The organism is Nocardia sp. No.11, assembly GCF_038752175.1.
Lineage (GTDB): Bacteria > Actinomycetota > Actinomycetes > Mycobacteriales > Mycobacteriaceae > Nocardia > Nocardia canadensis.
Map to the genome: position 1 here is coordinate 20,232 of NZ_JBCGFB010000080.1, position 8,576 is coordinate 28,807.

Annotated in this window: 6 protein-coding genes; 1 reads left to right on the top strand and 5 read right to left on the bottom strand. The window is 70.5% G+C overall.

What is annotated here, in order from left to right; all coding sequences use genetic code 11:
• Positions 1-23: 23 nt before the first annotated feature.
• Both V8688_RS21850 and V8688_RS21855 read right to left on the bottom strand, forming a co-directional pair.
• A complete protein-coding gene (locus tag V8688_RS21850; protein ID WP_218716486.1) occupies positions 24-1,247 on the bottom strand; it encodes an aminotransferase class III-fold pyridoxal phosphate-dependent enzyme in 1,224 nt (407 codons plus the stop codon).
• 54 nt (positions 1,248-1,301) lie between these two features.
• Entirely contained in the window at positions 1,302-1,943 is a 642-nt protein-coding gene (locus tag V8688_RS21855) for a Pr6Pr family membrane protein (RefSeq protein WP_218716485.1), read from the bottom strand.
• 192 nt (positions 1,944-2,135) lie between these two features.
• On the opposite strand from V8688_RS21855, the gene hrpA reads away from it, so the two are divergent.
• The gene (hrpA, locus tag V8688_RS21860; protein WP_342801584.1) at positions 2,136-6,347 is read left to right on the top strand and encodes an ATP-dependent RNA helicase HrpA; all 4,212 of its coding nucleotides are present in this window, start codon (positions 2,136-2,138) and stop codon (positions 6,345-6,347) included.
• A 10-nt stretch (positions 6,348-6,357) separates the two neighbouring features.
• On the opposite strand, the gene nrdR is transcribed toward hrpA, so the two are convergent.
• From nrdR to V8688_RS21875, 3 genes are all read right to left on the bottom strand, one after another.
• Positions 6,358-6,828, bottom strand: coding sequence for a transcriptional regulator NrdR (gene nrdR, locus V8688_RS21865; protein WP_218716483.1), 471 nt, complete (start codon positions 6,826-6,828; stop codon positions 6,358-6,360).
• Positions 6,829-6,882: 54 nt separating this feature from the next.
• A complete protein-coding gene (locus V8688_RS21870; RefSeq protein WP_218716482.1) occupies positions 6,883-8,103 on the bottom strand; it encodes a hypothetical protein in 1,221 nt (406 codons plus the stop codon).
• A 150-nt stretch (positions 8,104-8,253) separates the two neighbouring features.
• Positions 8,254-8,576 (bottom strand): hypothetical protein (locus V8688_RS21875; RefSeq protein WP_342801585.1); only part of this gene is annotated, 323 nt, incomplete at its 5' end.

An 8,576-nucleotide genomic window follows, 5' to 3' on the forward strand; every position in this document is an offset into this window, starting at 1 on the left:
TCTGCCGCCGACCCCGTGGGCGATCAACCCAGAGCGCGGGTGAAGCCCTCGACGAGCTCGACGACCTGGGCGTCGGTCATCACGAACGACGGCGAGATCTGCATCGCGCCCTGCCCGGCGGCGCGGCCCGAGATGCCGTGCTCGCGCAGGGTTTTCACCATGCCGGGGCCCTCGGACGGATCGGCCAGCTGCACGGCGGCCACCGCGCCGAGACCACTGCGGACCTCGGCGACGCGTGGGTGCTCGGCCAGCGGCGCGAGCAGCGTATGCAGGGTGCTCTCCAGGCGGGCCGCCTCCTCGAGCAGTCCTTCGCGTTCGATGATGGCCAGATTGGCCAGCGCCGCGGCCGCCGCGCCCGCGTGCCCGCCGTAGGTGTAGCCGTGCCGCCACCAGACGCCACCGGCGAAGAACGGCTCCGCCAGATGCGGTGCGATGAACACCGCGCCCATCGGCAGATAACCCGAGGTCAGCCCCTTGGCGGTGGTCACCAGGTCGGGTTCGAGACCGAACTTGGTGGAGGCGAACCAGCTGCCGCCGATCCGGCCGAAGCCGGTCACCACCTCGTCGGCGACGAACAGGATGTCGTGGTCGCGGCAGATCTGGCGCACCTCGGCCAGGTAGCCCGCCGGCGGCAGGTACACCCCGCCCGCGCCGATGATCGGCTCGCAGAAGAACGCCGCGATCTGCTCGGCGCCGATCTCCTCGATCAGGGCCAGCAGCGACTTCGCGTCGTCCCATTCGACGGTGCGGGTGTCGGTGACCAGTTCGCCGTAGCCTTCCCGATTACCGGCCAGACCACCGATCGAGGTGCCCGCGTAATGCATGCCGTGGTAGGCCAGGCGGCGCCCGACCAGGATCTTCTTGTCGGTGCGGCCCAGCTCGTGCCAGTACCGGCGGGCCAGCTTGGCGGCGGTCTCCACCGAGTCCGAACCGCCGGAGGTGAAGAAGATCTTGCTGCCCGGCACCGGCGCGATCCGCGACAGCTTCTCGGCCAGTTCCTGGGTCGGCGGCTCGGTGAGATCACCGAAGTTCGAGTAGTGCGCGATCGTGCGCAACTGCTCGGCGACCGCGTCGGCGATCTCGGCGCGACCGTGCCCGACATTGGCGAACCAGAGTCCGGCGGTGGCGTCGAGGTATCGCTTGCCCGCGGTGTCGTAGACGTAGGCACCGTCGCCACGGGCGACGACGAACGCACCGTCACGAGTGACGGCGCCCATATCGGCGAATCCATGCCAGAGCGCATTCATGGCTCCACACTTACCCGAACCGGAGCGGTCCCGCTCGGCGGACTCGCGCATGTCTCAGTCCGCGGACCTGCGTTCGCGCCACCAGGCCGGCAGATCGCCCAGCGACGCCATGGCAACCGCCAGCGCCGCGAAGACCAGCGTCAGCACGACCAGGCCGATGGCCATCGACAGGTATCCCTGCTGGCGCGGATCGATGAACGGATAGGGATACCAGTCGACGATGGGTCCGCGGATCAAGCTGTACACGCCGTAGAGCAGCGGGAAGATCAGCCACTGCCCGATCAGCTGCGGGCTGGGCCGCAGCCGCTGCGGCATCGCGACCAGCAGCCAGTCCAGCAACAGCACCAACGGCAGATACCGGTGCATCACATCGTTGATCCACTTGTCGTTGAGCATCACGTCGATGCGCGACAGCAACACCGCGTACACGACCATCGTGATGAGCATGTAGAGCGTGGCCGCGCCGCGGAACAGCTGCCAGCCACGCCCCTGCGGCGCGAGCAGCCCGCCCACGAGCAACGCGATCACGCCGAGGATGTTCGATTCGACGGTGAAGTAGCTCAGATAGTTGGCCAGCGAGAACGTCGCGGAGTCGATGTTGCGCACCGGAATCCACAGCAGCGCGACCGCACCGAGGACGCCGAACCCGATCCGCAGAATCCTGATCCACCACGCCGTGCCCATCGCTGCGCTCATGTCGGGATCATCGCATGCGCCGACCGCGAAAACGCCGGTCTGGAACGTCGCGTCGCCGCATCGACCGCGACCGGACCGGACACGCGCGGGCGAACAGCACCCGCCGCCGGTGTGTCGTTGGTCTCGACCGCACCGGCCGTCGACGGCGTGGCCGGAAAACCGGTGGCGGGCTTCGCTAGGCTGGTAGGCGCAATGACCAGGACAGCTAGCACCGGTACCCGCGCGCTGCGCACCCGCCTGGCGGAGGTCTCGCTGCGCGACGAACACCGGCTCCGGCGCAAGCTCGACCGGTCGCGCCCCGAGCACCTGCCCGCTCTCGAGGCGGAGATCGCCGCCGCCGAAACCCGCGTGGCGAATCGCCGCGCGGCGGTCCCGCCGATCACCTACCCCGAGCAACTCCCGGTCTCCGCGCGCCGCGACGACATCGCCGCCGCCATCGCCGCGCACCAGGTCGTGATCGTGGCCGGGGAGACCGGCTCCGGCAAGACCACCCAGATCCCGAAGATCTGCCTCGAGCTCGGCCGCGGCATCCGCGGCACCATCGGCCACACCCAGCCACGGCGCCTGGCCGCGCGCACCGTGGCCGAGCGTATCGCCGAGGAACTGGGCACCGAGCTGGGTGACGTGGTCGGCTACACCGTCCGCTTCACCGACCAGGCCTCCGACCGCACGCTGGTCAAGCTGATGACCGACGGCATCCTGCTCGCCGAGATCCAGCGCGACCGGCTGCTGCGCCGCTACGACACGATCATCATCGACGAGGCGCACGAACGCAGCCTCAATATCGACTTCCTGCTCGGGTACCTCAAACAGCTGCTGCCCCAGCGCCCCGATCTCAAGGTGATCATTACCTCGGCCACCATCGATCCCGAGCTGTTCGCCCGCCACTTCGCCGACGCGCAGGGCACGCCCGCGCCGATCGTCGAGGTGTCGGGCCGGTCGTACCCGGTCGAGCTGCGCTATCGCCCGTTGTCACTGGAACTGCCCGGCACCGAGGACGACGACGAGGACACCCGCGTCGTCGATCGCGACCCCACCGACGCCATCGCCGACGCGGTCACCGAATTGTTCGCCGAGGGCGACGGCGACGTGCTGGTCTTCCTGTCCGGCGAACGCGAGATCCGCGACACCGCCGACGCCCTGCGCGATCTGAAACTCCCCCGCACCGAGATCGTGCCGCTCTACGCGCGCCTGTCGGCGGCCGAGCAGCACAAGGTGTTCGCCCCGCACACCGGCCGCCGGGTGGTGCTGGCCACCAACGTCGCCGAGACCTCGCTGACCGTGCCCGGCATCCGCTACGTGGTCGACCCCGGCACCGCCCGCATCTCCCGCTATTCGATGCGCACCAAGGTGCAGCGGCTGCCGATCGAACCGGTCTCGCAGGCCTCGGCGCGGCAACGCTCGGGCCGCTGTGGCCGGGTCGCCGACGGCATCTGCATCCGCCTGTACTCCGAGGACGATTTCGAGTCGCGGCCCGCGTTCACCGAACCGGAGATCCTGCGCACCAACCTCGCCGCGGTCATCCTGCAGATGACGGCGCTGGGGCTGGGCGACATCGAGAGCTTCCCCTTCGTCGAGGCGCCCGATCGCCGCGCCATCCGCGACGGCATCGCGCTACTGGAGGAACTGGGCGCGCTGGCCCACGGCAGCGCGAAAGCGGTGGACGGCGAAGCGGATTCGGGTGGCCGTCTCACGCTCACCCCGATCGGCCGGGAGATGTCGCAGCTGCCGGTCGACCCCCGGATGGCGCGCATGCTCGTCGAAGCGCACCGCAACGGGTGCCTGGACGAGGTGCTGGTGATCGTGGCGGCGCTGTCCATCCAGGATGTGCGCGAGCGACCGGTGGACCATCAGCAGGCCGCCGACACCCAGCACGCGCGCTTCACCGTCGACGGTTCGGATTTCCTGGCCTACCTGCGCCTGTGGGACTACCTGACCGAGCAGCGCAAATCGTTGTCGTCCAACCAGTTCCGCCGGATGTGTCGCGACGAGTTCCTGCACTACCTGCGGATCAGGGAGTGGCAGGATCTGCACGGTCAGCTGCGCACCATCACCCGCGGGCTCGGCTGGAACGCCGCGGGCACGCATCGCGAGAATGCCGGCGTCGCGGTCGAGGACGGTGCGACCCCGAACCAGAGTCGTCGCGGACGCGGACGCACCGACCGCGCGCTACCGAAGTCGACCGCCGAGGACGGGCAAGGCGAGCAGTCATCGAGTCGGCCCGGCGGCGGCTCCGCCCGAGGCGGGCGCGGCGCAGCGGCATCGCGGCCCGGGCGGAATTCGATCACGAGCGCCGCGACGGCGAAAGGCGGTCGCGAAGCTGCGGATTCGGCGGCTGAGGCGGCGATGCCGTGGCCGAGCGCGCAGATCCATCAGTCCCTGCTGGCGGGCATGCTCTCGCATATCGGTGTGCGCGAGGCGGAGTCACGGGAGTTCCTGGGCGCGCGCAACGCGAAGTTCATGATCTTCCCCGGATCCTCGCTGGCCAAGAAGCCGCCGCGCTGGGTGATGGCGGCCGAGCTGGTGGAGACCTCGCGGCTGTGGGGCCGCATCGCGGCGAAGGTGGAGCCCGAGTGGGCCGAGCGGCTCGCGGGCGATCTGGTCAAACGCACCTACTCCGAACCACATTGGTCGTCCAAGCGCGGCGCGGCCCGGGCCTACGAGCGGGCCACGCTCTACGGCGTGCCGCTGGTCACCGGCCGTCCCGTCGACTACGGGCGCATCGATCCGGAACTGTCGCGCGAGCTGTTCCTCCGGCACGCCCTGGTCCAGGGCGAATGGCAGACCCGGCACGGCTTCTTCGCCCGCAACCGCGCGCTGATCGACGACGTCGCCGATCTCGAGCATCGCGCCCGCCGCCGCGACATCCTCGTCGACGACGAGGTGCTGTTCGAGTTCTACGACCAGCGCATCCCCGCCGACATCGTCTCGGTCCGGCATTTCGACAGCTGGTGGCGCAAGGCCGAACGCACCGACCCCGCCCTGCTCGACTTCGCCACCGAGACCGTGGTCAACGCGGGGACCGCCGCGCTCGACCCGACCGATTTCCCCGACGCCTGGCGCCAGGGTGAGCTCAGCTTCCCGCTGACCTACCAGTTCGAACCCGGCCAGGACGACGACGGCGTGACCGTGCGCATCCCGGTCGAACAGCTCGCGCACGTGCGGGCCGTCGGCTTCGACTGGCTGGTTCCGGGCATGCGCGAGGAACTGGCCGCGGCCTTCATCAAGACCCTGCCGAAGACCTTGCGCCGCCAGGTCGTTCCCGCGCCCGACTTCGCGGCGGCCGCGCTGCGCGAGCTGGTCCCCCGGTCCGAACCGTTGCGCGCCGGGCTGGCCAGGGAGCTGTCGCGGCTGGGTTCGGTCACCATCACCGCCGACGATCTCTCGCCCACCGCGCTTCCGGATCATCTGCGGATGACCTTCGCCGCCGTCGACGGCCGGGGCACCGTCCTGGCCACATCGAAGCACCTGGCCCAGCTGAAGACCCAGCTGGCCGCGCAGGTTTCGGCGTCGGTGGCCAAGGCCACGGCGGGCGCCGAACGCCCGGCCGCGACGGTGTGGACCTCCGAGTCGCTGGGCTCGGTGGCGCCGACGGTGCGCCGGGAGGTGGCCGGGCAGACCGTGACCGGGTATCCGGCGCTGGTGCCCGAGGGCGAGGGGGTGGCCGTGCGGGTGCTCAGTTCCCCGGCCGAACAGGCCGCCGCCATGCGCGCCGGCGTGCGCACCCTGCTGCTCGCCGCGATCCCGACCTCCACCCGCGCCGTCACCGCCGGACTGCCCGCCGCCGACCGCCTGGCGCTGAGCCAGAACCCCGACGGATCGCTGGACAAGCTGGTCGAGGACTGCCGGGTCGCCGCCGCCGACGAACTCATCGCCGTTGCGGGCGGGCCAGTCCGGACACCCGAGGAGTTCGACGCGCTGGTCGCCACCGTCCGGCCACAGCTGGCGGGCGCGGTGACCGGACTGATCCGGGCCGTCGCGCCGGTCCTGTCGGCCGCGCACCGGGCCCGCGCTGCCCTGGCCGACACCACCGAGGCCGACATCGCCGACGATGTCCGCCAGCAGCTCGACGACCTGCTGTTCCCCGGTTTCGTCGCCGAATGGGGTCGGGCCAGGCTGCGCGAACTGCCCCGCTATCTGCTCGCCGCGGCGCAGCGCCTGGAATCGCTGCCCGGCTCGGCGGTGCGCGATCGCCAGGGCATGGTCGAGGTCGACCGGATGCTGGCGGCCTACGACAAGCTGGTGCGAAGTCTGCCCGAGGGCCGCAAGCATGCCCGCGACGTCACCGAGATCTGGTGGATGATCGAGGAACTGCGGGTGAGCCTGTTCGCGCAAAAGCTCGGCACGCCGTACCCGGTGTCGGTCAAGCGGATCGAGAAGGCGATCGGCGCGATCCGGCGGTGAGCGGGGCGCGTCAGTCGGTCGTCGCGACGGCCGCCGCGCGCGCCTTGCGCATCTCGGTGATCTCGCGTTCGAAATCGGCCGCGCTGGTGAAGGATCGGTACACCGAGGCGAAGCGCAGGTAGGCCACTTCGTCCAGGTCCCGCAGCGGGCCCAGGATGGCCAAGCCGACCTCGTGGCTCGGAACCTCGGGAGAACCCTTGGCGCGCACCGCGTCCTCGACCTGCTGGGCCAGCAGGTTGAGCGCGTCGTCGTCGACCTCGCGGCCCTGGCAGGCACGGCGGACACCGACGATCACCTTCTCGCGGCTGAACGGCTCGGTGACGCCGCTGCGCTTGACCACCGACAGGATCGCGGTCTCGACGGTGGTGAACCGGCGACCGCAGGACGGACACGACCGCCGACGGCGGATCGCCGTGCCCTCCTCGACTTCACGCGAGTCCACGACTCGCGAGTCAGGGTGTCGGCAATACGGGCAATGCATCCGAGGGTTCCTTCGTCGAGGCGCACTCCATGGCACTTGACAGAATACCTGTCACTACTGCACCACCTGCCACTGCGTGGTCAGGTCCGCGATCAACTCGGGTAACCGGGCGAGCATCCGGCCGCGGGTGAGCTTGACGGGGAAGGGTTCGGCGAACACCGACACAGCGCGGGCCGCGTCGGCGGTGAGGTCCAGATGGCGCGGCACCAGGTCGGCGGTGATGTAGGCCCAGCGGTCGTCGCGGTCGGCCCAGTTGAAGTCGGGCAGCGGCGTCCGCAGGCCGAGTCCGCCCGCGCGCACCGTCGCCGGGGCGTACACCCCGGGCGCGCGGACGCCGGGCACCGCCGGTTTGCCCGCCACGGTGGTGACGTAGGTGAGGACCCGGCCCATGCCGTCGCGACCGGCCGCGGTGACGTCCCACTGGTCGGCGACGATGTGGTTCTGTTCGCGGTCGGTCATCCGGACCAGCGCGTCGGCCCGGCCCGCCGCGGTGCCGCCGTCGATACCCGCCCAAGCGGTGCGCATGCTCTCGTCGATCACGCCGGCGGCGAACAGCTCGTCGATGCCCGCCATCCCCTCGGCCAGATAGACCTCGTGCTGCGGAACCAGGTCGGTGAAGATGTGCTTCTGCATGATCATCAGCCGGGTCTGGTACCAGGCGAGGTCGGCGGCGGTCAGGCGCGGGCCGTGCAGCGCCAGCCCGGTGATGTCGGCGGGCACCTCGGCGACGAGCTCGGGCGGGGTGGCCCGCAGCAGCTCGGCGACGGCGGTACCGAGTTCGTGGATCCCACCGACCGAGAGCACCGCGCCGATGTCACCGACGTCGAAGAAGCCGGAGGCGAACGAGCCACCCGCGATGCCGGCCAGGCCCGCCCAGTAGAAGTCGGGCCGGGCGGCGGCGATGCGGAAGTAGTTGACATACACCTGGCTGAAGGTCGCCGAGTTGGCGGCCACACCGCGAGAGGGCTCCCAGGCAGCCAGATCGATGGCCGCGTTGCCGGTGGAGACGACCAGCCAATACTGGTGCAGCAGGGTGGCATAGCGCGGGGGCGCGATCCCGTCGGCGCGCGCGGCGTCCAGCGCGGCGCGCAGTGGAGGTTCGCTCAGGGGCAACGCCGGGTGCAGACCGCCGCCGAATTCGCCGTCGGCGTTGAGCGCGGGGAGATCGAGATAGTCGGCGTAGCCGGGAGTCGCGTGAGCCGGTGGCGTCAGCACCGCACCCAGGAGCAGACCGAGCAGCACAACGATCGAGTAGCGGCGCACATGACCTCGCATCCGGTTACGCCGAGGCCCCTACCCGCCTCGGTTCAGGATGCCCGTCACCGTAACAACACGTTCTAGTTCTGGGGCGCTTTTCGGGGACGCGGCCGATCTTCACGGTCGCCGAAACTACCCGAAAACCCGTTCTGTTCAGGCATTTTCACCTCAGCGAACTGTCCCGGACAGTCCACCCGCGCCCGCGTCCACCGACTGCGAGATCCCCGGCTCCGCCGGTTCGAACCGGTCACCGAAACTCCCCGCGCGCAGGTGCGCCAGGCCGAGGAAGGCCACGACGACGAGCGCGGTCACCAAGGCCGCCACCGCCAGCGCGGCGAAACCGATCTGCGCCTGTTCGACCCGGCGCACCGGATGCACTCCCCCGGCCCGCCCGACCCCGGACACCCGGGCGTACAGCGCCGCCTCGGCGGGACGGCTCGCCTGCCGCGGCCCGCGCTCGGTCCGGACCGGCTCACGCGTGCGGCGCGGCG

Bases quoted from the DNA above. Each gene is read 5' to 3' on its own strand.
- nrdR (WP_218716483.1), bottom strand. From the start codon at position 6,828: ATGCATTGCCCGTATTGCCGACACCCTGACTCGCGAGTCGTGGACTCG.
- V8688_RS21850 (WP_218716486.1), bottom strand. From the start codon at position 1,247: ATGAATGCGCTCTGGCATGGATTCGCCGATATGGGCGCCGTCACTCGT.
- hrpA (WP_342801584.1), top strand. From the start codon at position 2,136: ATGACCAGGACAGCTAGCACCGGTACCCGCGCGCTGCGCACCCGCCTG.
- V8688_RS21855 (WP_218716485.1), bottom strand. From the start codon at position 1,943: ATGAGCGCAGCGATGGGCACGGCGTGGTGGATCAGGATTCTGCGGATC.
- V8688_RS21870 (WP_218716482.1), bottom strand. From the start codon at position 8,103: ATGCGAGGTCATGTGCGCCGCTACTCGATCGTTGTGCTGCTCGGTCTG.